The sequence below is a fragment of the Streptomyces bottropensis ATCC 25435 genome (assembly GCF_000383595.1).
Taxonomy (GTDB): Bacteria; Actinomycetota; Actinomycetes; order Streptomycetales; family Streptomycetaceae; genus Streptomyces; species Streptomyces bottropensis.
This window is the reverse complement of record NZ_KB911581.1, coordinates 4083604-4109926: the sequence shown is the minus strand read 5'-3', so window position 1 is coordinate 4109926 and position 26323 is coordinate 4083604. Positions and strand designations below refer to the sequence as shown.

The following is a 26323-nucleotide window of genomic DNA, read 5'->3' as shown; positions in this document are numbered from 1 at the left end:
CTCAGCCCGCCTGGTCGGACGCCGCCAGCTGCTCGACCGCCGCGTCGACCGTGACCGATCCGCTCAGCAATTGCTGAGACAGCCGCCCCATCAAATCTGCGGTCTTGGACGACAGGGCCACGTGCAGGGCGGGTTTGCCACGGTCGATCTCGGACACGATGGTGGCGACGGCCGGTCCACCGCTCGAGACGTCCACGGTGCGGTCGGCCGCGATGGCGCCCGCGTCGGCGTAGAACGACTTCAGTGCGTCGGTCGAGGTCAGGGAGCGCACCAGGTCGGCGGCTACCTTGGGGTCCTTGGTCCACTTCGCGACGGCGTAGCCGATGCCGCCGTCGTAGGGAAGGCTCGGCGTGGCACCGACCGTGACGACCGGCGACTTCATGACGCCGACATTGTCGGCGTCAAGGAATTCGGCGAAGTCCTTCCAGTGCCCGATGTCCGACATCAACCCGATGACGTGGGCGGCCTTGTCGGACTGGAACACCGCGAACGCGTCGTTGAACATCGCCGTCGAGTTCGCCCCGTCGTTGTTCAGGCCTTTGTCGTTGGCCTCTTTCCAGAGCGAGAAGACCCGCTTGACCGCCGGCGAGGACCAGTCTCGTTTGCCGGCGATCCAGTCGTCGTACTCCGTGGGCGACAGAACGCCCGAGCCGAGCCCGGACAGGAAGAACTGGATACCGATGCCTTCCTTGTTGCCCTGCGCGAAGCACCTGGCACCGGTCGCCTTGGTGATGGTCCGGCAGTTGGCGACGAACTCGCCCCAGCTGGTGGCCGGCTGCTCCGGGTCCAGCCCTGCCTTCCGGTAGAGCGACTTGTTGTAGTAGATCGGGTGCCCTTGCAAAGTCACCGGAGCGGCGTAGGTCTTGCCGTCCTCGGTGAAGGCCTCCCACCCGGCCAGCCGCTCCCTGTCATCACGGACGTACTCGTCCAACGGCAGAAGGGAGTCCGCGCGGTCACGGACCTGCCCGCCACCGTTGAAGAGCATGACGTCCGGCCCCTTGCCGGCCTGGATGGCGGCCCCGAGGAGGGTGTAGTACTGCTCGAACGGCTGCGCGACGAACTCGACCGTCACGCCGGGATGTTGCTGGGCGAAGTCGGCCTTGGCCTTCTCGACGTACGAGGACGCCGTGGCGTCGCCGGACTTCCAGTCCCAGACGACGAGCTTGCCCTTCGAACCACCCGACGCCGCATCCGGGTCGGAGGCGCTTCCGCAGCCGGCTAAGGCAACGAGCCAGGCAACCACGGTCGCCGACCACAGTGTTCGCTGCTTCATTGCTGCTCCACTCTCCTTGGGTGGCCGGCGGTCCGGCGATTGAGGTTGAGGAGGAACGCAACTCGTATGACGTATGTAACTCGTATGACGTATGACGTCAACAGTGATGCCGTACAGTAGGCGAACATCCTTGGTACGGCACGGGTCCCGGGGGGTGTCATGACGGCAGTACCGCAGTCATCCGCAGAGGCCTCCGAGGCCCCCGCCTGGAGTCGGCGCCCGGCGAATCTCGCCGCCGCGGTCACGGCTGAGCTGGTGGAGCGGATCGTCCGTGGAGTCCATCCGTCCGGTTCGCCGCTGCCCCCCGAGCCCGTGCTCTGCGAGACCTTCTCGGTCAGCCGCACCGTGGTGCGCGAGGCGGTGAAGGTGCTTCAGGAGAAGGGGCTGGTGCAGGTCCGCCAGGGCGCCGGGACGATGGTCACCCCACCGGCGATGTGGAACATGCTCGACGAGCTGGTCCTCGGCGCGACCATCGCCGAGGACGAGAGCCTGGCCATCCTCGATCACCTGGTCGCGACCCGCCGCGCGCTGGAGTCCGATATGGCCAACGTCGCCGCCCGCCTGGCGAACGCCGAGGTGATCGACCAGCTACGCGCTCTGGTGGAGCGGATGGATGAGCTCGTCGACGACCCCGCGTCGTACCAGGAGGAGGACCGGGCGTTCCACGACACCGTCATGCAGGCGTCGGGAAACCCTATCGGCCGTGCCGTGGTCCGTTCGCTGGAGCGCCAGGTCATCAACTCCGCCCGTTACATGGGCCGAACCGGCCGCGCCTTCTGCGTCGCGTCCAACCACGGCCATCGGCGCATCTGCGAGCGGATCGCAGCGCACGACCCCAGGGGCGCGGCAGAGGCGATGTTCACCCACATCACCGAGGCGTGGGTGGTGCGCCGCAGCGGGCCGGGCGAGCCGAACCGGCTGCGGCGTTAGGGCCTGTGTGACGTCGTGATCAACCGGTTGCCTTCCGTACGTCGTTGATCCAGATCATCGAGGCGCGGAGGTGGAGGCCGGCGAGACAGCTCTCGGGTGTCCTGTCGTATCGAGTCGCGATGCCCCGCCAGGCTTTCAGCTTGTTGATCAGCCGCTCGACGGTGTTCCGTTCCCTGTGGAGACCGGAGTCGTGGCGTGTGGGCGGGCCACCCAGGCCGCACTTCTTCTTCCGGTTGGCAGCCTTGTCCTTCTTCTCCCCCTGCTCGCCGCCCACCACTGTATTCAACTCCGTTTGTTTCATTGACATCTCACTCAGAAGTCCTACCGTTGGGAGCGCTCCCATGACAGCCTTGCAACTGGAAGGAGTCCCCCCACATGCGCAAACAGAGTCCGTTAACCGGGCGTTCGCGGTCGTCCCTACGCCGGCCTCTCCAGGCGCTCGTCATGCTGTTCGCCGTGGTTGTCGGCGCACTCACCTGGTCGGCGCCCGCCCAGGCTCACGGCACCATCGTCGGCCCCGCCTCCCGCGCGTACCAGTGCTGGAAGACGTGGGGCAACAACCACACGAACCCGGCCATGCAGACCGAAGACCCCATGTGCTGGCAGGCCTTCCAGGCCAATTCCGACACCATGTGGAACTGGATGAGCGCGCTCCGCGACGGCCTCGGTGGCCAGTTCCAGGCGCGGACCCCCGACGGGACGCTCTGCAGCAACAACCTCTCGAGGAACGCCAGCCTGGACAAGCCCGGGCAGTGGAAGACCACCACCGTCGGCAACAACTTCTCGGTCCACCTGTACGACCAGGCGTCCCACGGTGCCGACTACTTCAAGGTCTACGTGAGCAAGCAGGGCTTCAACCCCAAGACCCAGACCCTGGGCTGGGGCAACCTCGACTTCATCACGCAGACCGGCCGCTTCGCCCCGGCGAAGGACATCACGTTCCCCGTCCAGACCGGCGGCTACACCGGACACCACATCGTGTTCGTGATCTGGCAGGCCTCGCACCTCGACCAGGCCTACATGTGGTGCAGCGACGTGAACTTCGGCTGAGCCGGGGAGCGCCGCACACAACACCGGCGCCTGCCGGGCGCCAGTAACGCACCGTCCGGCCGATCGAACTCCGTCGGGCCAGGGGACCCATTTGGTCACCCTGCCCCGACGGGGCTTCCTGCGCTCCTGGGGTCTGTGTGATGTCGTGATCAGTCTCGTCGTTCCGGACCCGTCCGGGAGGCGGATCGGTAGGAAGACTTTCGTGACGCGCAGGCAACTCACCGAGTCTGGCGGAACGCCGGTGTCTTCACCGTCCTGCTGGAGAACCTGATCGCCGAAGCCGCCCGCCAGGGCGACTCCGTCTGAAGGAAGCCCTGCTCGGAAGGTCCCGCGGCGGACTGACCAGCACGATGCACCTGTTGCCGACGGCAAGCGCCGACCGCTGTCGTTCGTTCTGACCGCCGACCGGGCCGCGGACAGCCCTCAGTGATCCGCGTCCGTCCACCCGTCGGCCGGCCCCGCGCCCGGCCGCCGCGGACAAGGTGTACTCGTCCCGCGCCAACCGCGCCCACCTGCGACGACGTCGCATCAAGGCGGTCATCCCGGAGAAGAGGGACCAGACCTCCAACCGCAAGAGAAAGGGCAGCCGGGGCGGCCGTCCGGTCACTTTCGACGCGTCCGGGCCTTGGCGCACCCCGCTGCACGACCGGAAAGAGCCGGAGTCACCGGCATTGCGTCCAGGGGCTCGCGCGACGACAGGGAGAGGCCGGCAGGGGCCGGCGGCGTACCGCGTTCAGCACGGGTCCACAGATCCACAGATTCACCGGGGGCGGTGGGGCCCGCACCCACTCGGGCCCCACCGCCGGCATCCGCTCCTGTCCCGAAGGAGCGGACAGGCGTTGATTCCGCTATCGCAGCGCCCACTGCTGGTTGGTGCCGCCGTGGCAGGACCAGAGGGTGATCCTGGTGCCGTTGGCGGTGCCGGCGGCGTTGGCGTCGAGGCACAGTCCGGACTGGACGCCGGTGATGGTGCCGTTGGGGTTGACGTTCCACTGTTGGTTGTTCTGGCCGTTGCAGTCCCAGATGACGACGGCGGTGCCGTTGGTGGTGCCGCGTCCGCTGGCGTCGAGGCACTTGTTGCCGGAGACGGTCAGTTGTTTGCCGGCGGTGTGGGTCCAGGTCTGGCCGGGTGCGCCGGTGCAGTCCTGGAGTTGGGTCTGGGTGCCGTTGGTGGTGCCGGCGCCGGGGACGGTCAGGCAACGGCCCGACTGCGCGCCCACGATCTGCTGAGCCGGGGGCGGCGGGGTGGTGTCCCGCGGTCCGGCGGACGCCATCACGTCCTGGGCACCGGAAGGCCAGTTGCCGTTGGTGACCGTGACATTGCCGGAGACCACGTTGCCGCGGTCCCCGTTGGTCACGTTGGTACTGCCGTTGGTCGACCAGTTGTTGGTAACAGTCCAGTTCCCCATGTTCTCGCCACCCCAGTAGTTGGCCGTCGCCCACGTACCGGTGCTGGAGAAGACGTTGTTGGTGGCCGTGTAGTACTTCGAGCCCTCGTCGAAGTACAGCCCGAAGTGTCCGTTGGTCCGCAGGCAGTGGTTCCGGCTGATCGTCGCGCTCGGGTTCCAACCGAGCGTGTAGATGCAGCCACCGTCGTTCATCTGCTGCATGACATCGTGGATGTAGTTGCCGATGAGCCGGTTGTTGGACGCGGTGGTCGGCGTCGTGTAGCGCGGCTGGTAGTCGTACAGGCCGCGGTTGGCGTAGTGGTTGCTGCCGCCCGCGTCGTTGGCGCCCCAGCCGTACCCGATCGACATGCCGGAGTAGGGCAGGTTGTAGACCTCGTTCTGAGCGACGGTGCTGTTGGTGACGTACGTGGTCAGGACAGAGACGATGCCCCGATGGTCCGCCCCGAGGTCGTGGATGCGGTTGTTGCTGATGGTGATGTCCCTGTTGACCATGCGCTGGTCGCCGGGGTGGTGGGCGTCGGCCCGCACGCCGCCCACGACGATGCCACCGGCTGAGCTTCGGGCGATCTCCGACCGGGTCACCGTGATGTCGCCGGCGCCCAGGCCGACTCCGCTGGCGTGCGCGTTGGCGTCGTTGCCGATACCGATGGCCGTCTGGCCCAGGTTGACGAACCGGGAGTCGCTGAAGGTGATGGTGTTGGCGGCGGAGATCTGCACAGCGGCCGGCATCTGCCGCCAGTGTGGCCGGGCGGCCTCGAACTGCGTGCACCCGTTGTGACAGGAGTCGAAACTCGGCCAGCTCCAGTTGCCGGCGAGGTACGCGCCGGTCTGCTGGTCCGCGTAACCCTGGTTGCTGCTGGCGCCCAGCCAGCTCGTACCGGTGAAGGTGATCCCGCTGAACGTGACGTGGTGCGCCGGCTCACCGTACGTTCCCCCGACGTTCAGCAGCGACTGCAGCGTCGGCAGTTCCACGCTGACCGTGCTCATGTTCTGCCCGGCCAGGGGGATGTAGTACAGGGCTCCGGTCGTGGGGTTGAGGTACCACTCGCCGGGCGAGTCCAGGAACTCGTACGCGTTGGACAGGTAGAACGGACCGGCCCGGTGTGGCCGCATGAGGGTGTCGTAGCCGAAGTTGTTGTTGTTCCACGCCGGCTGCTGCATCGTGATGAAGTTCTCGCTGATGCTCTGCACCGGCGAGTACCGGTCGGTGAAGGAGTTGACGCTCTCCACCTCGATCCGGCTCTGGCCGGCCAGGTTGTTCAGATAGCTCAGCCCACCGCCCGAGAACCTCATTCCGGCGCTGGAGGCCGTGAAATCGGCCCTGTTCACCTGCGTCCGTGCCCGGGTGGCGACCGCACCGTCGACATAGAGCTGCCGCGCGTCGAGACCGGCGGGCACGTCGGCCTTCCAGATGTTCTTGCCTGTGTCGGCCACCGACCAGCCGGTGACCGCCCGGGCACCGGTGATCACCGGACGCGCCGACGGGGCGGCCCGCCACACGACCGTGTGACCGCCTGAGCCGGAGTCCTGCGCCGTCAGCCGCCAGGGTTCGGCCAGCCGGTACACGCCGTCGGCCAACTGCACCACGATGTCGTCCGACATGGCGTCGTTGAGCGATCGCACCGCCGCCTGCGCGGCTGTCAGTGAGCAGGGCCGCGCGCTGGAACAGTCGGTGCCGGTGCCGGACGGCGAGACGTGCACGGTGAGGGGAGCCGCGGATGCGGGCGCGGGGAACGCCATCACGGCGGTCGCGGCTAAACCGACTGTGGCGGCTACGGCGAGAAGCCGCCTTCGTATCGTGCGGGCTGTGAACACGCTTTCTCCTTATGGCGGTTCCCGGGCGGAAGGGGGGATGACGGCCCGACCGGGCTACTCGGCGTGCGGGGATGAGGACGCGCGGAGGGGACACGATGTACGGGCGTGGGCGTTGCGCTTCGCTCGGTGCCGACCGCCGTACTGTCGGCGAGTTGTACGGCGCTCGGTGCACGGTCCGGTCGGACCGTAGGGCGGTTCCGCGTGGGCCGATTCACGTGGCGTACTACGCCGTACGGAAGCCAAAGCGACCCCTTTCACCCGGTCGAGGGAGCGTTTTCCAGTCCACGGAGGACAGTTCGGAGGTAGGACAGCCCGTCGCGGGCGAGGGTGTCCTGCGACAGGGCAAGCGGCCGCCAGATCGAGGCCGCGGTGGCGATGGCCTCGTTCTGCGCGGTGAACGACTCGATGCACACCGCGCCGCCGTAGCCGGTCGTGGCCAGGCCCGCGAGGAAGCGTGGCCAGTCGAAGTGGTCGGCGCCCGGGGCGCCGCGGTCGGTGCCGCTGACCTGGACGTGCTTGATGTGCGGGCCGGCCGTGACGAGCGCCTCGTAGGGGTCTGCCTCCTCGATGTTCATGTGATAGGTGTCGATCATGAGACCGACGTTCGCGGGCAGGCCGTCGATCAGCTCCACCGCCTGCTCGACCGTGTTGACGACGCTCGTCTCATAGCGGTTGAGGGCCTCCACGCCGATGCTCACGCCCCGCTCCCCCGCGTAGTCGGCCACTGGCCGCAGGGCGCGGCGGACGTCCGCGTAGCAGGCCGCGCGCTCAGGCGGTGTCATGCGCCAGGTCCGCCCCACCGCGGCGTAGACCGGGCCGCCGACGCAGGACGCGCCTACGGTCACCGCACTGTCCACACACGTCTTCAGGTACGCCACGGTGGAGGCGACGGCCTCCGGCGGGGCGTTCACGAGGTCACGTCCGGGCGAGGTGACCGCAACGACGCCGACCGCGCGCAGGCCGTACGCCGCCAGCAGGTCCCGGGTGCCGGCCGGGTCCCAGTCGCCGGGTTGCTCGATCGGCAGCTCGACCGCGTCGAAACCGAACGCGGCGATCCGCGGCACCAGTTCGGCCATGGCCTCGTCGTCGACCGGCGAGGCCCAGACCCACGGGTTGACACCGATGGTGTGCACCGGACTACTTCCAGCGCTTCGGGTAGCCCGGCAGGTCGGTGCAGCCGCACATCGCGTAGTGCAGCGGCGGCATGGCGGGGTCGACGTACTCGTCCAGGTTGTCCTGGGTGATGGTCGGCTGTGGCAGCTTCCACGGGTTCGGCACCTGCTCGCCGTCGAGGATCTTCAGCGCGGCGATGACCGGGGTGCGCCACTGGTAGGTCGGGTAGGTCGGGGCGATCGCCGTGAGCTTCTTGTCCTTCCACAGCTTCAGGAAGTCGAGCTGGTCCTCGCCGTTGATCGGCGGCACGGGCTTGCCCGCGTCCTCGAACGCCTCGACCGCCGCGCCCGCGACCGCCCCGGCGTCCATCCAGACGCCGTCGATCGTGCCGTACCGCTGGATGTAGTCGTTGACGATCTTCTTGGTCCTGGCCGGGTCGCCGTCGGTGAACTCGACGCCGACGACGTCGACGCCCGCCTTGTCGAAGGCGACCTTCGCCGCGGACCAACGGGTCTCCAGCACGTCGACGCCGGGCAGGATGCGCAGCGCGAGCACCTTGCCGCCCCGCTTCATCTTCCGGGTGACGAACTCCGCCGCGACATGGCCGAATCCGTAGCCGCCGATCGGGTTGATGAACGTCACCGGGCAGTTCGTGTCGACGCCGCGGTCGAAGACGATGACCGGCAGGCCCTTCCTGCAGGCGGCCTCCACGGCCGGGGTGAGCGTCGCGGTGGTGTTCGGCGAGACGATGAGCGCGTGGCAGCCCTTGCCGAGCAGGTCGTTGATGTCGGCGATCTGCTTCTGGTCCTTGCCTTCGGCATCGACGTGGACGAACTCGGAGATCCGGCCGCGGTGCGAGTCGACCTCGGCCTGCATGGTCTTGAAACCGACCTGGCGCCAGGGGTTGTTCAGCCCCGCGTTGGAGAAGCAGATCTTGTACGGTCCGGGTTTCGTGAACTTCGCGGTCTCCACCATCGCCGGGTTGAGCGCCTGCTCCCAGGGTTTGCCGGCCGGCCCGGTGGGCGCGGTGTCCAGGAGCGCGAGCTGCTTGTCGTAGTCGGCCCGCACGAAGAACTTCGACTGATTCCCGGTGCCCGACCCGGTGCGCGCGGAGGGCGAACTCGATGCGTCGGTGGTGGGCTCGTCGGTGGCGCAGCCGGCCAGCACCAGTAAGGTGCTCACGGCCAGCACCGTCGTGGAATGCCTCACAGAGTCCCCTTTATCTGGACTTTATCTGGACGGGAAACGGATGGACGCCGCCGCCACGGCGAACAGGATGATCGCGCCCTGGACGGTCGGTTCGAGGGCGCCGGAGACGCCGTAGAAGTTCATGAGTGTGAAGAGCGTCTCGAGGGTCAGCGCGCCCAGCATCGCGCCGACGACCGAACCGCGGCCCCCGCCCAGAGCGACACCGCCGAGGACCGCCGCGGTGATCGCGCCGAACTCGAGGCCGGCACCGGCCTGGAACGACACTCCGCCGTACCCGCCGATGAGGACCGCCGCGAGCGTGGCGGCGAGTCCGCTGAGGACGAACGCCATGGTCTTGGCGCGCCACACGCGCACGCCGCTCAGCTCGGCGGTCCGCGAGTTGCCGCCGACGGCGACCAGGGTGCGGCCGAAGTCCGAACGCGTCAGCACCAGCGCCAGAGCGGCCGCCGCCAACAGGATGACCAGGGCGTACGGTATCCGTCCCAGCGCGGGCACGTCCTCGAAGCCCGACCGGCCGAGTCGGCGGAACTCCTCGGAGAGGCCGCCCTTCGGGGCACCGTCGGACCACAGGTACACGGCACCGACGAGGATCAGGAACATCCCGAGGGTCGTGATGAACGACGGCACCCGCAGCCGCGTGGTGACGAGGCCGTTGACGAGGCCGACGGCGATGCCGAACGCGAGCAGGAGCACGACGACAGGCCACCCGGCCGACGGATCGCCGTCGATCAGCCGGGCGGCGATGACCACCTGCGCGGTGACCAGAGAGCCGACGGACAGGTCCAACTCGCCGGAGACGATCACGAAGTACTGACCGGCGGCGAGCAGGACGATCGGCGCGGAGCGGCCGAGGAACGACATCAGCGACGGCGGCGAGAGGAAGTCCGGTTGGCGGGCGGTCAGCAGAACCAGCAGCACCGCCAGGATCACGATGATCGGTGCGAGACTGCCGGAGCGGAACCCAAGGAGCCGCAGTGGGCGCGCGATCCGCATGCTAGGACGCCTTTCGCATCGCCCGGCGGGCGTGGACGGCGACCGCCGCGATGATGATCACGCCACGGATCACCTGCTTGAAGAACACGTCGACCTCGAGCTGGTTGAAGACGGCGTCGATGCTCGCGAGCAGCAGCACGCCGCCGACCGTGCCGACGACGCCGCCTCGCCCGCCGGCCAGGGCGGTGCCGCCGAGCACCACCGCGGCGATCGACTCCAGGTCGTACAGTCCCTCGGTGCCCACCCTCGGTGCGCCGGCGCCGAGCCGACTGGCGAGGTAGACCCCGGCGAGGCCGGCGCAGAGGCCGCACAGCACATGGGCGGTGACGAGGACCCGGCTGCCCCGCACGCCGGAGAGCCGGGCGACCTCCGGGTCGCCGCCCACGGCGATCAGGTGGTGGCCGAAGCGGGTGCGCGCCAGCACGAACCAGGCCGCGGCGGCGACGGTGAGCAGCAGCAGGAACGACAGCGGCACCGGGCCGATGCGCTGGTACCCCAGGCCCTGCACCAGGGCGGGTGCGGTCTTGCCGGCCGGGCCGTCGTATCCGTTGTCGAGGTATCCCTTCAGCAGCAGTCCGACGCCGACGGTCGCGATGAAGGGGTTGATCCGCGCCGTGGTGACGAGCAGTCCGTTGACGAGGCCGATCGCGCTGCTGACGGCGAGCGTCAGGCCGATCGCCGGCAGCAGCGCACCGTCGTCACCCGCCATGGTCTCGGCGGCGACGAGGGTGCTCAGGCTGACCACGTACGCCACGGACAGGTCCAGCGAGCCCCCGACGACGACCAGTGTCTGGCCGACCGCGACGAGGCCCAGACCGGCGGCGACGTGCAGCAGGCTCACCGTCGTCGGCAGGCTGAACAGCCGACCGCCGTCGACCGTGACGACGAGCCAACCGATCGCCAGGGTGAGGACCAGGGCGACGAACACGCCGGGCGGGGTCCGCCGGGCCGACAGGGACAGCGCGCCGCTCATCCGGCCGCCTCCCGATCGGTGCCGACCGCCAGGGCGACGACATCCTCCTCCGTGGCGCCGGCGGGTAGCTCGCCGGCGATCCGGCCGTCACGCATGACGATGATCCGGTCGCTCATGCCGAGCAGCTCGGGCAGCTCGGACGAGACCATCAGCACGGCGGCGCCGTCGCGGGCCAGCCGGCGGACGAGATCGTGGATCGCCGACTTGGCGCCCACGTCGATGCCCCGGGTCGGCTCGTCGAAGAGCAGGATCCTCGGGGCGAGCGCGAGCCACCTGGCCAGCACGACCTTCTGCTGGTTGCCCCCGGACAGGAAACGGATCTCCTGGTCCTCCCCTGCGGCGCGCAGCTCTACGGCCGCGAGCAGTTCCCGGACCCGCGCGGTCCGGGCGCCGCGGCCGACCCGGCCCGGGCGGACGGCACGGCCGGCCAACAGCGCGTTGTCGAGCACCGACTGCTCGGCGACGATCCCCTCGCCCTTGCGGTCCTCGGAGACGTAGGCGATACCGGCCCGCATCGCGGCGCGGGGCGAGCGCAGCCGGACCGGCGCTCCGTCGACGGTCACCTGGCCGGTGCCGAACGGTGCGGCGCCGAACAGTGCGCGGGCCAACGCCGACCGGCCGGAGCCCTGCAGGCCGCCGACGCCGAGCACCTCGCCGGCGCGCAACCGTAGGTCGATGCCGCGCAGCTTCCGGTTGCCTCCGTCGCGGACGGTCAGCCGCACCGGGCCCAACTCCTGCGGCCTGGCCGGGTCGGGGTAGTAGTTCGACAGCTCGCGGCCGACCATGTGGCGCACGAGCTGATCGGCGCTGGTGTCCGCGGTGTCCAGGGTGGCCACCGCCCGGCCGTCCTTGAGCACGGTGATCCGGCCGGAGAGGTCGAAGACCTCCTTGAGGCGGTGCGAGACGTACAGCACGCCCATCCCGTGCTCCTGCAGCCGCCGTACGAGCGAGTAGAGCTGGTCGACCTCGTGGTCGGAGAGAGCCGCGGTGGGCTCGTCCATGATGAGCAGCCGCGCGTCGAGGGCGAGCGCCTTGACGATCTCGACCACCTGTTGTCGCGCCACGCCGAGTCGTCCCACACGTGCGTCGGGTGGTAACGAGCCCTCCCCGATGGAGGCGAGGAGCCCCGCGGTGCGGCTGAGCATCGCCCTGCGGTCGACGAGCCCGCGGCGCAGGGGCTCGCGGCCCAGAAAGACGTTCTCCGCGACGGTGCGCTCGGGCAGCAGGGTCAGCTCCTGGTAGACGATGCCGATACCCGCCTGTCGGGCCTCGCGCGGGCTGCGGAACGTCCGCGGTGCGCCGGCGAACTCGACCGTTCCCTCGTCGGGCTGGTGGACGCCGGACACCACCTTCATGAGCGTGGACTTGCCGGCGCCGTTCTCGCCGACGACCGCGTGCACCTCGCCCGGCCGGACCTGGAGGTCGACGCCGTCGAGCACCCGCACGCCGAGGAACGACTTGCCGATGCCTCGCAGAGCGAGCAGCGGCGACTGCAGCGGGGCAGACATCGTGGTGGACCCTCAACATTCGCGTCGTCAGCAGGAATGAGTCACCGATAGCTGAATCGTTCGGGTACGGCCGGCACGGAAGGGCAGTTCCCGCCCGCGAGCTGTCGTCGAATAGCCGCGAACTTTCGCCGGACGCGATGGCGACATCGCGGCCCCGAGGGTAAATGCCTCGATGAGCGCCTGGCAATACCATCGGACATCACAGGAGGACGTTCGCGGTTCGAACTGCTCAATATGGATCGGTGATCGGTCGGCAACGATTGATACGCCGAAATCTGTTATCGAAGCGGCTGGTCCACAGTCGCGCGCCGAATCACGACGACTGATGCGCGAAAACTGTTATGGAATCGGCCCGACGACAGTCGCGCGCCAAGCACCACGATTGATGCGCAAAATGTGTTATGGAATCGTCCCGCACCCGATCCATATTGACTGTTGCGATATGCCGCTGCATGCTGGCCGGCAGACCACGGGAGACGGTCGCATCTGATGCAACACCCCTCTCTTCCGTAGGACTTGACTGCCCGTCACGGCGGACGGGATGACGAGCTGACGGCACACGCGTGCCTACGACGCGCTCAGGCACTCCGGCGCATCGGAGGTGCGGCCGAAGCGTGCCCGTGGTCATGCCATCGTTGCTCCGCCGAAATAGGAGACGGCATGCGTCGCATCATCTTTATCTTCGGGGCGATCGCGAGCGTGCTCCTGTCGCTCGTCGTAGCCCAACCGGCGTCAGCGGCGCCGGCCTTCCGAGCCCTGGTCTTCACGGAGACCGCCGGCTACCGGCACGATTCGATCCCTGCCGGCCTCGCGATGTTCCGGGAGCAGGCGGCGGCCAACGACTTCGAGTTGGTCCATAGCGAGGACTCGAGCGTTTTCACCCCGGCGAACCTCGCCACCTTCGACGTGCTCATCATGTTCCAGACCTCGGGAATGGTGTGGAACACGGCGGCCCAACGTCAGGCGGTGGAGGGCTACCTCGCCGGCGGTAAGGGCATCGTCGCGATCCACAACGCCACAGACATGGGCATCGAGAACGAGTACCCGTGGTGGGACCAGACCATCAACGGCGGCGCACACATGCCGGAGCACTCCCCCGGCGTGCTGGCCGGCACCGCCGTCGTCGCGGACAAGAAGCACCCGTCGACGGCCGGTCTGCCGGACCGTTGGAACCGCAGCGAGGAGTGGTACAACTTCGACCGCAATCCCCGCGGCGACGTCCATGTCCTGGTCACCGCGGACGAGCGCACGTACAACCCGGGTTCCCGCGCCATGGGGCCGGACCACCCCATCTCCTGGTGCCGCAACACCGGCGGCGGCCGCGTGTGGGCCACCGGCATGGGGCACACCAGCGCGGCGTACAGCGAGACCCATTTCCGCAACCACGTCCTCGGGGGTGTCAAGTGGGCCGCCGGCAAGGAGCCCGGCGACTGCGGCGGCACCGTGTGGAGCAACTTCGAGAAGCGCACCCTCGACGACAACACCGCGGACCCGATGGCCCTCGCGGTCGCCCCGGACGGGCGGGTGCTCTACGTCCAGCGGTCCGGGCAGCTGAAGATCTTCAAACCGACCACGAACCGCACCGTGACAGCCGGCACGCTCAACGTCTACACCGGCGGTGAGGACGGCCTCACCGGACTGGCGCTCGACCCCGACTTCGCCGACAACGGCTATGTGTACCTGTATCACTCCCCGGCCGGAGTCCCGAACGACATCAACCGGGTCTCCCGGTTCACGCTCACCGGCGACACCCTGAGCATGTCGAGCCAGGTGACGATCATCGACATCCCCGCGACCCGGGACCGCACCTTCGCCGAGCCCGGACACACGGGCGGGTACATCGAGTTCGGCCCCGACAAGAACCTCTACATCGGCACCGGGGACGACGTCCCACCGAACCTCGACTCCAACTGGCAGGGCTACGCCCCGCTGGACTGGCGGTCGGGCAAGGCCAACCTCGACGCCGCCCGCACCGCCGGCAACACCAACGACCTGCGGGGCAAGCTCCTGCGCATCCGGCCGTCGGCCGACGGCGGCTACACCGTCCCGGCCGGCAACCTCTACCCGCAGGGCACGGCGCAGACCCGGCCGGAGATCTACGCGATGGGCTTCCGCAACCCGTTCCGCTTCTCGATCGACCCGGACAACGGGTGGGTCTACCTCGCCGACTACGGCCCGGACCGGAACCCGCCCGCGACCAACCGCGGCCCCGAAGGGCTCGTCGAGCTCAATGTCATCAAGGCCCCCGGCAACTACGGCTGGCCTTTCTGCCACGGCGACAACCAGGCCTACGCGCCCTACAACCCGGACACCCGCGTCGTCGGCGCCAAGTTCAACTGCAACGCGCCGGTCAACAACTCGCCGAACAACACCGGCCTGACCAGCCTCAAGCCGATCGTCGCGCCGAACATGTGGTACGGCTACGGCGTCTCACCGAACTTCCCCGAACTCGGCTCCGGCGGCTCGGGGCCGATGGCCGGACCGGTCTACCGCTACGACGCCGCGAACCCGTCCGAGACGAAGTTCCCGCCCTACTACGACGGGGTCCACTTCTTCTACGAGTGGTCGCGCCACACCGTCAAGGAGGTCCACTTCGACTCCGCGACCGCGGTCACCCGGACCAACCCCTTCATGCCCGCCGCCAAGTTCCTCAAGCCGATGGACATGGAGTTCGGGCCCGACGGCTCGCTGTACCTGCTCGAATGGGGCAACAACTTCTCCGGTGGCAACAACGACTCGGGGCTCTACCGCATCGACTACAACCACGGCGGGCGGTCGCCGATCGCCAAAGCCACCGCAACGCCCACCAATGGGGGCGCGCCACTGAACGTGCAGTTCAGCAGCGCGGGGTCCACGGACCCTGATCCCGGCAGCACGCTCAGCTACCACTGGACCTTCGGCGACGGCACCACGTCCACGGCGGCCAACCCGTCACACACCTACACCGACAACGGCAACTACACCGCCCAGCTCAAGGTCACCGACAACACCGGCAGGACGGCCTTCGCCAACGTGCCGATCACCGTGGGCAACACCGCACCGACCGTCACCCTCACGATTCCGTCCAACGGCGGCATGCTGGACTTCGGCGACCGCGTCCCGTACAAGGTGTCCGTCTCGGACCCCGGCGGCGCGCCCGTCGACTGCGCCAAGGTGTTCGTCAACCCCGCCCTCGGCCACGACGACCACCAGCATGAGACCACGGACCATCCGGGGTGCTCGGGCACCATCGACACGGAGTTGCTCGGCGGGCACCCTGAGGGCGCCAACCTGTATTACGTCCTCAACGCCCGCTACACCGACGACGGCGGCCCCGGCGGTGCGAACCCGCTCACCGGCTACGCCCAGGCGATCCTCCAGCCCAAGCACAAGCAGGCCGAGTTCTCCACGGACCAGTCGGGTGTGCAGATCGTCGAACAAGCCGGCGCGGAGAGCGGCAAGCGGGTCGGCAACATCTCCGACGGCGACTGGATCGCGTTCAAACCGATGAGCCTGTCGGGCATCACGAGCGTGAAGTACCGCCTGTCGTCGCCGAGCGGCGGCGGATCGATCGAACTGCGCGCCGACTCCCCGACCGGCACACTCCTGGCCACGACACCGGTGCCCAGCACCGGCGGCTGGAACAACTACCAGTCCACGCCGGCGGTGAACACCGCCGATCTCGCCGGCTCGCACCCGCTCTATCTGGTGTTCAAGGGCACCTCGAACAACTGGTTCGACCTCGACTCGCTCACCTTCGGCGGCAACGGGGTCGGCGAACCGGGCAGCGGCGGCGGTGGCGGCGTGGCCGGTCGGACCTGGACGGTCGCAGCGCAGCACAGCGGCAAATTCATGGACGTCAACGGCGCCTCGACCGCTGACGGCGCCCAGGTCGTCCAGTGGCCGGCCACCGGCGCCGACAACCAGAAGTGGCAGGCCGTCGACGCCGGTGGCGGCGCCGTCCACCTGAAGGCGGTGCACAGCGGCAAGTGCCTCGCCGTCACGGGCGGGTCCACCGCCCAGGGCGCGTTCCTGCAGCAGTCCACCTGCGACAACGGCAACCCGCAGAAGTTCCTCGTCACACCGACCACCACGGCGGGCGTGTACACGGTGAAGAGCCTTCCCAGTGGACTGTGCGTCGACGTCAACGGCGGCTCGACGGCCGACGGCGCACGACTCCTGCAATGGAGCTGCCACAGCGGCACCAACCAACAGTGGCGGTTCACCGCCGTATAGACCGTCCGGACGGGATGCCCGGCGCGGTTGCGCGCCGGGCATCCCTCCCTACGAACAGGTGAGGAACCGCCATGGTGTTTCGCATACCTCGGCCCCGCTGGTACGGACGGCTGTCCGCGCTGGGCAGCGCCCTGGTGCTTGTCGGCGTCGGCGCCACCGCGGTGGCGGCACCGATCGAGCCCGGGCGCAGCGCCCCCATCGTGGGCGCGCAGTCGGGCCGTTGCCTGACCGTCCCCGGCGCCGGCACCACCAACGGCACCCAGACCCAACTCCAGGACTGCACCGGCGCACCCGGCCAGACCTGGACCCACACCGCCGGCAAACAACTGACCGTCTCCGGCAACAAGTGCCTCGACGCCAGCGGACGCGGCACCACCAACGGCACCCCGGTCGTCATCTGGGACTGCAACGGCCAGAACAACCAACAGTGGAACGTCAACCCCAACGGCTCCATCACCGGCGTCCAGTCCGGACTGTGCCTCGACGCCAACGCCGCCGGCACCGCCAACGGCACCAGGATCACCCTCTGGTCCTGCCACGGCGGCACCAACCAGCAGTGGGACTCGCCGACCCCGCCGGCACCGGGCGGCGCGGGCACGTGTGACATCTACGCCTCGGGCGGCACCCCCTGCATCGCCGCCCACAGCACCGTACGAGCGCTCTACGGCGCCTACAACGGCAGCCTCTACCAGGTCCGGCGCTCGTCCGACAGCACGACCCGGAACATCGGCGTCCTGAGCGCGGGTGGCACCGCCGACGCGACGACGCAGGACTCGTTCTGCGCGGGGACCACCTGTGTCGTCACCGTCGTCTACGACCAGTCCGGCCGTGGGAACGACCTGTGGTACCAGGGATCGAGTGTGGTTCCCGGCTCCCCCCAGAGCCGCCCGGCGATCGCGACGTCGGAGTCGCTGGCGGTCGGCGGCAACAAGGCCTACTCGCTCTACATCAACCCCGGCAACAGCTACTGGCGGGACGGCCACCTGACCGGCGTGCCGACCGGCAGCGCCCCCGAAGGCATGTACATGGTGACCAGCGGCACCCATGTCAACGGAGGTTGCTGCTTCGACTACGGCAATAGTGAGACGACCCGAGCGGCCGACGCGGCCGGGGCGATGGACGCGATCAACTTCAGCACCCAGTGCTGGTTCGGCGGGTGCGTCGGCAACGGCCCATGGATCCAGGCCGACCTCGAATGGGGTCTCTACTCCGGTGGGAGTCAGTCCTGGAACACGAACCAGCGGGCCTTCACCAGCAAGTTCGTGACGGCGATGTTGAAGAACAACGGGACGAGCCGTTTCGCGCTCAGGGGCGGCAACGGCCAGACCGGAAGCCTGACCACGCTCTGGGACGGTGCGCTTCCGCCCGGCTACAGCCCCATGAAGAAGCAGGGTGCCATCATCCTCGGCAGCGGTGGTGACTGCTGCAAGCCCGGCGGGGGCGCGAACCTCAGCGCCGGCACCTTCTACGAGGGCGCGATGGTGTCCGGATACCCGTCCGACGCCACCGAGATCGCGGTACAAGCCAACATCGTCGCCGCCGGCTACCGCTGAGGCGACGAACGTTGCCTTGCCGCATCACGTTTCTCCCCCCACCGCCGGGGCCTCTCCCTCGCCGCGAGCGCCGGATGCGGCAAGCCCCCACGCTGTCGAGTGAGGGGTCCACGCTCGACGCGGAGCACCCGCAGGACGCGGAACCACATCCTGCGGGTGCCCGCCGACTGCGACAACAACCGCCCGTACCGACTGGTCTTCGGTAGTACCCGCGGAACATGTACTTCAGCGGCTTCCAGCGCGCGCAATCCTGGCCCACTGCAGCCGTTCCTCACCACGAGGGCCGAACCGCCACTCGCCGCCGCGGTGGCGGTCCTTCAGAAGTGCCGCGCATGCGCCGGGCGTCCCGGCCCGTTCGTGAGCACGTACCCGGCCAGGCCCGTCCCGGAGCGCGGCACAGCCCGACGTGAGCCACATTCGGCCAGGGAACTCGGAAGGGCCCCGCACAGGGGCCCTTCCAGCGTGCCGCGTCAGCTCAGGGCAGGGTCCATTTCTGGTTGGCTCCGCCGCGGCAGGTCCACAGGTGCACGAGGGTGCCGTCCGAGGAGTTGGCGCCCGACACGTCCAGGCACTTGCCCGACTGCGGGTTCCGCAGCGACCCGTCCGGGTTCGCCTGCCAGTTCTGGTTGGCGCCACCGTTGCAGGACCACAACTGGACCCTCGTCCCGTCCGCCGTGCCGTTACCGCTGACATCCAGGCACTTGCCCAACGCCTTGACCGTCGACCCCGGCGCCACCGTCCACCGCTGCCCCGCCGAGCCCGTACACGACGAGATCTGCACCGCCGCCCCATCCGCCGAACTGCCGTTGCGGACATCCAGACACTTGTTCGCGAGTCCGACGATCGGACCCGCGCCGGGTGTCGGATCGCCGCCCAGCTCCTTGATCCGGACGTTGCGGAACGATACGTCGTCCCCCGTACCGTGATTCTGGATGCCGACGTGGCCGGCGAGCGAGCGGGCGGGGTCGGTGTTGGTGAAGTCATTGATCTTCACGCCATTGAGCCAGACCTGGAGCCGCTCGCCCTCCACCAGCAACTCGAAGGTGTTCCACTCGCCCGGTGGGTTGAGTGCGGAGTCCCGGGCAGCCGTGTCCGGGGCCTTGACGGCGTAGATCGAGCCAGTCGTGCGGTCAGGCGCGTCGGTGGCGTCGATCTGGACCTCGTAGCCGTTGTTCAGTGCCGACGACGGGTCGCTCGATGGTGGGAAGCCCACGATCACGCCGGAGTTGTCGTCGCCGGGCATCTTCCAGTCCAGCTTCAGCGAGTAGTCGGTGAACTGCCGAGCGCTGTACCAGAGCATGCCCAGGCCTCCGTACGAGGCGAGGGTGGCGTCGGAGTTGGTGAAGCCGCCTGGGCCGGCCTGCGACCAGCCGGTGGTCGAGCCGTTGTAGAGGGCCGTATAGCCGTTCTCGGGCCGGCAGTCTGCCTTGGTCATGGCTGCCGCGTACCGGATGCCGCCGAGTAGGTGCGCCCGGAACGCCGGCTCCGCGTACGACGCCTGACTGTGCCCGCCGCCGGTGTAGAAGGCCCGGCCCCCCGAGTAGGTCTTGCACCAGGTGTGCGGGTGGTCGGCGCCCATCGAGCCGCCGGAGTACGACGACTCGTCCAGGGTGGTGAGCACCCGCGCGGTGGTACGGGCGTTGGTCCGGAAGTTGTACCACTCATCGGTGCGGGTCCATGTCTGCGGCAGGTGGGCGGTCGCCGCGTGCGCCCGCCCCTCCACCTTGACGTCGGCCTGCTGGACGGCGGGGTGGGAGGCGAAGTAGGCGCCGACCAGATCGCCGTAGAACGGCCAGTTGTACTCCGTGTCCGCGGCCGAGTGGACGCCGACGAAGCCGCCGCCCGAGCCGATGTACGACTGGAACGCCGACTGCTGGGCGTCGTTCAGAACGTCGCCGGTGGTGTTGAGGAAGATCACCGCCTCGTAGCGGCTCAGGTTGTTGGTGGTGAAGTGGTTGCCGTCCTCCGTGGCCGTCACCGTGAAACTGTTCGCCGCGCCGAGGTCGCGGACGGCCTGGATCCCCGCGGGGATCGAGTCGTGCCGGAAACCGGCCGTCTTGGAGAACACGAGGACGTCGTAGGACGTGTCCGCGGCACTGACGGGTGTGGGCTGCGCGAGGAGGGCCAAGGCGGCGAGTGTCGTGGCCACCCCACCAAGCAGCATTCGGGGTTGTCTGCGCATGTCCGTCGCTCCCTTCTTGGTGACAGAAATCAGGGCAGGGTCCATTTCTGGTTGGCTCCGCCGTTGCAGGTCCACAGGTGCACGAGGGTGCCGTCCGAGGAGTTGGCACCCGACACGTCCAGGCACTTGCCCGACTGCGGGTTCCGCAGCGACCCGTCCGGGTTCGCCTGCCAGTTCTGGTTGGCGCCACCGTTGCAGGACCACAACTGGACCTTCGCCCCGTCCGCCGTGCCGTTGCCGCTGACATCCAGGCACTTGCCCAACGCCTTGACCGTCGACCCCGGCGCCACCGTCCACCGCTGCCCCGCCGAGCCCGTGCACGACGAGATCTGCACCGCCGTCCCATCCGCCGAGCCACCGCTCCGGACATCCAGACACTTGTTCGCGAGTCCGACGATCGGACCCGCGCCGGGTGTCGGACCGCCGCCGGGATTGAAGGTGAACGCATCGACGTCGAAGAGGAACCCGGAGCCGCCGGCGAAGGTCAGGTAGAGCGTGGTGGTGCCGGCCGGTGCACCGGAGACAGAGCCGCCCACGGTGGTGAAGTTCGTCCACGAGCCGGTGACCGGGACGGTGGCGGAGCCGAGGACGGTGCCGGTCGGCGAGCCGGCCCGAACCTGCAACGTGCCGCCCGCGCCCGCTGACGACACCCGGGCGCTGAACGACGTGGCGTTGCTGAGCTTGTACGGTTCGAACGCGATCCAGTCGCCGTTCTCGATGTCACCGACGGACTTGCCGCCCTCGGCGGTCGACTTGTCGAGGGCGGCGATGCCGGACGACGTCTTGTAGTGCTCGGCCTGCCGGTGCTTCGGCTGCAGGATGTGCTGCTTGTGCGTGGTGAGCCCGGCGTTGTCGGTGTACTCGGCATCGAAGACCCCGAAGATGTTCGCCGCGTCGTCGTGCTCACCGTCGACCGGGATGGTGATCGTGCCGGAGCAACCGTTCTTCGAGGTGACCGGGTGGCCGTGGCTGTCGTGACCGACGATGTACGTCAGCTTGACCTTGGCGCAGTCGACCGTCCCGTCCTCCGGATCCGTCACGGTGATACTGAACGGCACGGTGTCGCCGAAGGCGAAGATCTCCCCCGCGGCAGGGCTGTTGATGGTCACGGTCGGCGCGGTGTTGCCGACGGTGATCCGCACGTCGGCGGTGCCGGTGGCACCCTGCGGGTCGCGCACGGTCAGCGTGGCCGTGTAGTCGCCGTTCGTGGTGTACGTCTTCGTCGGGTTGGCGGCGGTGGAGCTGGTGCCGTCACCGAAGCTCCACGCATAGGTCAGTGCCCCGCCGTCAGGGTCGGATGAGCCGGCCGAGGAGAATGTCACGGTCAACGGCGCCGGGCCGGAGGTCCGGTTGGCGTCGGCCATCGCCGTGGGCGCCCGGTTGCCGCCGCCGACGTGGTCGAAGCGGTAAAGGGCGGAGTACTGGTCGCCCTGGTACAGCCCGGCGCCGTAGTCCAGCACGTAGTAGGAGCCGTCCGGGCCGAACGCCGAGTCGATCACCTGCTTGCCGGTCCAGGGGAAGCTGTCGATGGTCCCCGGGGAGCCGTCGGCGTTGAGGTGGATCGGCTTGATCCAGCCGCGGCCGAACTCCGTGGCGAAGAACTGCCCGTCGAACGACTGCGGGAACTTCGTGGGCGAGCTGACGTCGGGGTCGTACCGGTACACCGGGCCCGCCATCGGAGACTCCGAGCCGCCGCCGAACGCCGGCGGGCTGCCGGCGTCGCCGCCGTAACGGATCCAGGCGGCCTTGGCGGGGGGCAGCGTGCTCAAGCCGGTGTTGCGGAACGAGTTGTTCGTCGGCCCGCCCGAGCAGTTGTACTTCGCGCCTGCCGTGTTGGTGGCGAAATCCCACTCGGCGAACGTCTCGGAGCTCGTGTTCGTGCCGTTGCAGTACGGCCAGCCGTAGAAGCCCGGGCCCGTGATGCGGTTGAACTCGACCTGGCCCTGGGGCCCGCGCGCCGAGGTGGCGCCGGCATCGGGGCCGTAGTCGCCGACGTAGACGATGCCGGTGGCCTTGTCCACGCTCATCCGGAACGGGTTGCGAAGGCCCATCGCGTAGATCTCCGGCCGGGTCCTGGCCGTGCCGGCCGGGAACATGTTGCCTGACGGGATCGAGTACGACCCGTTCTCGTTCACCTTGATTCGTAAGATCTTGCCGCGCAGGTCGTTGGTGTTGGCGGCGGTGCGCTGCGCGTCGAACGCCGGGTTGCGGTTGGACCGCTCGTCGAGCGGGGAATATCCGGCGGACTCGAACGGGTTGGTGTCGTCACCCGTGGACAGGTACAGGTTTCCCGCCGCGTCGAAGTCGATGTCTCCGCCGGCGTGGCAGCAGATACCTCGGTCGGCCGCCACGTCGAGGATGTCCACTTTGCTGGACTGGTTGAGCGTGAAGTCGGCGTTGAGCGTGAATCGGGAAAGCCGGTTGACCCCCTGCCACGCCGACCAGTTGCCGCCGGTGGTCGGTGCGTCGCCTCCTGGTGTGGACAGCGGCGGGGAGTAGTAGAGGTAGATGTGCCGGTTGGTGGCGAACCCCGGGTCGATGCCGATGCCCTGCAGGCCGTCCTCGTCGTGCACGTATACGGGGATGTTGCCGATCACCGTGGTGGTGCCGTTGGCCTCCGTGCGACGCACGGTCCCGTTACGAGCGGTATGCAGCACCGACCGGTCGGCGAGTACGGCCAGCGACATCGGCTCTCCGACCTCCGCGACCCCGCGGGCCAGTTGGACCTGCTGGTAGTCGGCGGCGTTGATCGGGTGCGCCGAGGCCGGGGTCGCACTGGAGAAGGTCGCGACAAGAGTGGCCGCGACCAGGAGCAGAGCCGAACCGATGGCCGGCCAACGCGCGACTGTGGCCCTCCCGATTTTCATGAACATGACAATGCAATCCCCTTCCTGAACAGGTGGCTGCCAGGCCTGGGGCGCGCGCTGCCGCGCCGATGCCGTAGCGGAATGTCGCCGCTTCAGCCCGCTGGGTGTGCTTCAGCAGGCCACTACGCCGAGCGGGGGCAACGGCTCGGATACAGGAGAGGTCGATGGCTACCGCGCTGTCGGGTCACATCGACGACCGTGATGGTCCGTCAGCAAGGCTAGGAGACATCAGCCCGGCATGTCCACACCTCCCTCCGAACCAGTCAGGTTTTTGGGCTGGTTACGGAGCTCAGCGACACGGCCGGCCAGTGCGCGAGCACCCCGGACACGGTCACGTCCGCTGGAGGGTGTATTCACGGCCACTTGGTGATCTCGTCTCGCCGTGCAGTGAGTTCGGGTGGGCAGGCCGGTCTCGACGGCTTCTCCGTCGCTCGGGTGGAGGCGAGCCTCGGTCAGCGGGTCGCGTCGCATGTCGCAGCGGGCCTCGGTCCACTCGTCGTTATGCCGGGCCTGCTCGTCCTGGACGGGCCTGGACACCAAAGGACGGTCACTGCGACCAGCGCCATGAGGTACGGCACACGCAGTCGACCCGATCAGACGCCGCCCCTTGCAGCCGCGGTCCGGGTCGGCTTCGGTCACCATGCCGGAGAGCTCGCGGACGGTGTTGGGCGGCGAGGCCGACAGGCGCGCGGCGTCCGCCCATGGCCGAAGCTCGCCCGAGGCGATGAGGGCTTGCCCAGGTGATCGAGTACGAAGGTGAGGCCGGGAAGCAGTTGGGCGGCCTCCTGGGCGGCCGCGAGCCGATGGGGCCTGACTCCGGTGGGGGCCGGTCGCGCGCAGTTCCCCGCGCCCCTGAGAAGCAGGCGCTGCGCCCCGTCCTTTTCGGGTCCGTAGGGCCGTCGCCTCCGGGCCCGGGGGCCATCGCCTTGGGGACCGCAAGGCCTGCGCGCTTTGAGGACCATGTCGTACGCGAGCCCTGCCGCGGCCACTGCGGCGAGCTCACGCAGCGTGTCCGGCCGCACCAGCCGGCGCGGATCGCATTCGCCCCGCACCTGGTGGCGGATGCCTACCAGGTACTCGCGGCCCGGCCCCTCCCGCAGTGCCGCGAGCGCGCGGGCGACATCCGGGGAGGCCAGGTCGGTCCAGCCCACGACACCGGCCACCAGGGCGCTGTCCCGGGCCAAAGTCAGGAACTCGGGCGTTTCCTCCGGTACATCGATCGCCCTGACCAGGACCGTCGCGGTGACGCCCGCGGCCCGGGCTTCCGGTTCCAGGTCCGCGAGAGTGAAGCCGCGGCGCAGCCGGGCGAGTTCCCGACCCACGGCGGTCACCCCCACGACTCCTCCCTCGGTCGTTCGGCTTCTTCGACCGCTCTGGGCGGCAGTGACGGGGACGTGCGAGGGCAGGAGCCGCTCGGCGCGAAGTCCGTTCCAGAGCGCGGCCGGCATCGTTCGCCGCAGCTGATCAACTGTGTCGCGGACCCCCTCGTTCGGAACGAGCTCCGGACAGTACGCTCGCGAGCGCACCCCGGGCTGGTGCCGGACGATGCCGCTGGTGCGCGGGCTGCCCGGCGACCCCTTACACTTCCCACCGGTAATACTCGCCTCGGCACAACCAATGAGGGCGTGTGACGTGCCACAGTTCCCGGCCTTCGATGTCATGACGGCGACCTGCCCGTCCCGTACCTCCCTGGCACGCATTGCCAACAAGTGGACGGCCATGGTGGTCATCGCGCTCAGCGTCGGCGGCCCCATGCGCTTCCGCGACCTGCGCACCGGCGTCGACGGCATCAGCGCCAAGGTCCTCACCGAGACCCTCCGGGATCTGGAACGCGACGGACTCGTCACCCGGCACGTGTACGGCGAGGTCCCGCCGCGGGTCGAGTACGAGTTGACCGCGCTGGGGCGCACTCTGCACGCCCCGCTTCAGGCACTGGCCCTCTGGGCCCAGGAACACTTCACCGAGGTACTCGCGGCACGCGAGAGCTACGACGCCCGCCGGCGACCGTGACCGGTCGGCAAAGGTAGCGAAGTGTTCGGGTGCAGCCTGCGCGGCATCACCCAGGGCGACAGCATCCCCGGCGCGTTCATCCCGTAGCCCGTCGACCTGTTCAAGCAGGACGGATCCTGATCGTCGGCAGCGAATCCGTCAGCGCCGAGACGGCAGCGAAGCCGTCAGCCCGAGTCGGCAGCGAAGCCGTCAGCGCCGAGACGACCGCCACGGCCCGCGCACCCGGAGTCCGCCGCACGACTTTCGCCCGGGAAGGGCGTGGGCGGCCTACTGGCCCCAGAAGGCGTCCTCGGCCGCCTGGTCGCCGGAGAACAGCCACATCTCGACGATCTTGCCGTCCTTGAGGCGCAGGACATCCACGCCGTCCATGCTCATGGACGCGCCCTCGCGCCGCCCGGCGAAGTGGATCGAGGCGGCGACCATGTCGCCGTTGCCCATGAGGGCGTGGATCGTGTCGATGGCGAAGGAGCCCTGACTTGCCTCCATCATCCCGCCGAGCATCGCGAAGACGTCGTCGCGCCCCTTGCGCTCACCGGAGAACCGGTTGGCGCCCGGCTGATGCCAGATGATCTCCTCGGCCAGAAGCTCCCCCACCTTGGGCAGGTCTCCCTTCTGCACGGCCTGGAAGTACTCACGCGCGATGTCGACGTTGTTGCTGGTCATGACAACACTCCTTACGCCCTCCGCCATGGAGGCGTGACGACTTACTGTTACAGATTGGATGCGAGGCGCGACGAGCGCGACCCGTGATGGATCGCCAGCGCGTGGGCGGTCTTGGCAGACCGGCCCCAGGCACTGCCCCGGATCGCCCTCGCACTGCCGGCCCGCCGAGAAGCAACGGGACCCTGCGAGGCGCGCCTCGATGTGCAGCAGGTCGACGGCTGTCGGAGTGGCTGGTCGACCCCCTCTTCGGCGAGTTCTCCTGCTGCGATCCCCATACTCACCATCGGTAACCGGTCACCTCAACGTAACCAATGGGATGATGTGATGCAGGTCACTCGCGACCTCGGTGGCTCACGGAAATCGCGCGGCTGACAGTTCACCGCCTTGCCGTCAGCGGGATCTGTTCGGGCGGCACTTCCGGCCGTCGGGCGCGTGAACACTCGCCTCTGAGAGCATCGACAACGACGGCTTGGAGTACTCACCGACGGCGCCAGGGCCGACCCGAGCACCGCGCGGAGCCACGCCCGGCCATGACCACCCGCTTTCCCAAGACGTGCTCT

Annotated in this window: 16 protein-coding genes and 2 pseudogenes; 6 read left to right on the top strand and 12 right to left on the bottom strand. The window is 68.7% G+C overall.

What is annotated here, in order from left to right:
• Nucleotide 1: 1 nt before the first annotated feature.
• Nucleotides 2–1273, bottom strand: coding sequence for an ABC transporter substrate-binding protein (locus tag STRBO_RS0118140; RefSeq protein ID WP_005475179.1), 1272 nt, complete (start codon nucleotides 1271–1273; stop codon nucleotides 2–4).
• A 159-nt stretch (nucleotides 1274–1432) separates the two neighbouring features.
• On the opposite strand from STRBO_RS0118140, the gene STRBO_RS0118135 reads away from it, so the two are divergent.
• Complete coding sequence (locus tag STRBO_RS0118135; RefSeq protein ID WP_005475180.1) at nucleotides 1433–2203, top strand: FadR/GntR family transcriptional regulator; 771 nt, start codon at nucleotides 1433–1435, stop codon at nucleotides 2201–2203.
• A gap of 19 nt (nucleotides 2204–2222) precedes the next feature.
• Here the strand turns inward: STRBO_RS0118135 and STRBO_RS0118130 are convergent.
• Nucleotides 2223–2459 (bottom strand): annotated as a pseudogene (locus STRBO_RS0118130) (IS5/IS1182 family transposase); the annotation flags it as partial.
• A gap of 119 nt (nucleotides 2460–2578) precedes the next feature.
• On the opposite strand from STRBO_RS0118130, the gene STRBO_RS0118125 reads away from it, so the two are divergent.
• Together STRBO_RS0118125 and STRBO_RS44645 are read left to right on the top strand one after the other, a co-directional pair.
• Nucleotides 2579–3253 carry a lytic polysaccharide monooxygenase auxiliary activity family 9 protein gene (locus STRBO_RS0118125; RefSeq protein WP_466264121.1) on the top strand — a complete coding sequence of 225 codons (675 nt, stop codon included), beginning with the start codon at nucleotides 2579–2581 and terminating at the stop codon, nucleotides 3251–3253.
• 260 nt (nucleotides 3254–3513) lie between these two features.
• A pseudogene (locus STRBO_RS44645) lies at nucleotides 3514–3870 on the top strand (IS5/IS1182 family transposase); the annotation flags it as partial.
• A gap of 231 nt (nucleotides 3871–4101) precedes the next feature.
• Here the strand turns inward: STRBO_RS44645 and STRBO_RS0118120 are convergent.
• The 6 genes from STRBO_RS0118120 to STRBO_RS0118095 form a co-directional block, all read right to left on the bottom strand.
• Complete coding sequence (locus tag STRBO_RS0118120; RefSeq protein ID WP_020114558.1) at nucleotides 4102–6402, bottom strand: ricin-type beta-trefoil lectin domain protein; 2301 nt, start codon at nucleotides 6400–6402, stop codon at nucleotides 4102–4104.
• 329 nt (nucleotides 6403–6731) lie between these two features.
• Nucleotides 6732–7610, bottom strand: coding sequence for a sugar phosphate isomerase/epimerase family protein (locus tag STRBO_RS0118115; protein WP_005475188.1), 879 nt, complete (start codon nucleotides 7608–7610; stop codon nucleotides 6732–6734).
• 4 nt (nucleotides 7611–7614) lie between these two features.
• Nucleotides 7615–8781, bottom strand: coding sequence for an ABC transporter substrate-binding protein (locus tag STRBO_RS0118110; protein ID WP_020665569.1), 1167 nt, complete (start codon nucleotides 8779–8781; stop codon nucleotides 7615–7617).
• Between the two features lie 39 nt (nucleotides 8782–8820).
• Entirely contained in the window at nucleotides 8821–9792 is a 972-nt protein-coding gene (locus STRBO_RS0118105) for an ABC transporter permease (RefSeq protein WP_005475190.1), read from the bottom strand.
• Between the two features lies 1 nt (nucleotide 9793).
• The gene (locus STRBO_RS0118100) at nucleotides 9794–10765 is read right to left on the bottom strand and encodes an ABC transporter permease (protein ID WP_005475191.1); all 972 of its coding nucleotides are present in this window, start codon (nucleotides 10763–10765) and stop codon (nucleotides 9794–9796) included.
• On the bottom strand, nucleotides 10762–12273 hold the full coding sequence (locus STRBO_RS0118095) for a sugar ABC transporter ATP-binding protein (RefSeq protein WP_005475192.1): 1512 nt from the start codon (nucleotides 12271–12273) through the stop codon (nucleotides 10762–10764). The genes STRBO_RS0118100 and STRBO_RS0118095 overlap by 4 nt, the downstream gene beginning before the upstream one ends.
• Before the next feature lie 660 nt (nucleotides 12274–12933).
• Here STRBO_RS0118095 and STRBO_RS0118090 point away from each other — a divergent pair.
• Together STRBO_RS0118090 and STRBO_RS0118085 are read left to right on the top strand one after the other, a co-directional pair.
• Nucleotides 12934–16488 (top strand): ThuA domain-containing protein, encoded by a 3555-nt coding sequence (locus STRBO_RS0118090; RefSeq protein ID WP_005475193.1) that lies wholly within the window; start codon nucleotides 12934–12936, stop codon nucleotides 16486–16488.
• 71 nt (nucleotides 16489–16559) lie between these two features.
• On the top strand, nucleotides 16560–18041 hold the full coding sequence (locus tag STRBO_RS0118085; protein WP_005475194.1) for an arabinofuranosidase catalytic domain-containing protein: 1482 nt from the start codon (nucleotides 16560–16562) through the stop codon (nucleotides 18039–18041).
• 475 nt (nucleotides 18042–18516) lie between these two features.
• Here the strand turns inward: STRBO_RS0118085 and STRBO_RS0118080 are convergent, their stop codons facing one another.
• From STRBO_RS0118080 to STRBO_RS41700, 3 genes are all read right to left on the bottom strand, one after another.
• Nucleotides 18517–20223, bottom strand: coding sequence for a ThuA domain-containing protein (locus tag STRBO_RS0118080; protein ID WP_028796723.1), 1707 nt, complete (start codon nucleotides 20221–20223; stop codon nucleotides 18517–18519).
• Between the two features lie 29 nt (nucleotides 20224–20252).
• Nucleotides 20253–23096: an RICIN domain-containing protein gene (locus STRBO_RS0118075; protein ID WP_005475196.1), complete on the bottom strand. Its 2844-nt coding sequence runs from the start codon at nucleotides 23094–23096 to the stop codon at nucleotides 20253–20255.
• 629 nt (nucleotides 23097–23725) lie between these two features.
• Entirely contained in the window at nucleotides 23726–24421 is a 696-nt protein-coding gene (locus STRBO_RS41700) for an amidohydrolase family protein (protein ID WP_051085234.1), read from the bottom strand.
• Between the two features lie 286 nt (nucleotides 24422–24707).
• Between STRBO_RS41700 and STRBO_RS0118065 the strand changes: the two genes are divergently transcribed.
• Nucleotides 24708–25100, top strand: a complete 393-nt coding sequence (locus tag STRBO_RS0118065) for a winged helix-turn-helix transcriptional regulator (RefSeq protein WP_005475198.1) — start codon at nucleotides 24708–24710, stop codon at nucleotides 25098–25100.
• A gap of 267 nt (nucleotides 25101–25367) precedes the next feature.
• Here the strand turns inward: STRBO_RS0118065 and STRBO_RS0118060 are convergent, their stop codons facing one another.
• Nucleotides 25368–25763 carry a nuclear transport factor 2 family protein gene (locus STRBO_RS0118060; protein ID WP_020114554.1) on the bottom strand — a complete coding sequence of 132 codons (396 nt, stop codon included), beginning with the start codon at nucleotides 25761–25763 and terminating at the stop codon, nucleotides 25368–25370.
• Between the last annotated feature and the right edge of the window lie 560 nt (nucleotides 25764–26323).